The 384-nt window shown below is 59.6% G+C and carries 1 protein-coding gene; it reads left to right on the top strand.

The features are described from left to right. A partial coding sequence (locus BJL95_RS22650; protein ID WP_139306387.1) for an FAD-binding protein occupies window positions 1-384 on the top strand: 384 nt, incomplete at both ends.

Genomic DNA, 384 nt, shown 5'->3' with positions numbered 1-384 from the left:
GTCACGATCCCGAACTGCGCCGCAATTACCTGTCGGTCCCGCTGTTCGCCGGATGCGCCGCCCCCACCAACGAGGGCGACTTCGTTCCCATCAGCACCGGTGCGGGCGCGCAGCTGCGAAACATGAACTACGCCTGGATGTGCCCTGTTTCGCTGGAGAAGTCGGTGAACAAATCCCCGAACCTTATCGGCAGCTTCTGTGTCGCCGGCGACAGCACGTTGTTCGTGAACAAGTACGGCCAGCGGACGATGAACGAGAAGCTGCCGTATAACGAACTGGCCCAAGAATTCTTCACCTGGGATGCCCAAAAGGCCGAATACCCGAACCTCGTGATGATTCAGATCTGGGACGAGCGCAGTCACACCCACTCGGCCGACACCGAAT

Origin of the sequence: Methylomonas sp. LWB (assembly GCF_001856095.1) — a bacterium.
Lineage (GTDB): Bacteria > Pseudomonadota > Gammaproteobacteria > Methylococcales > Methylomonadaceae > Methylomonas > Methylomonas koyamae_A.
Note: the sequence above shows the minus strand (reverse complement) of the source record. Positions and strands in the feature narration are given on the sequence as shown.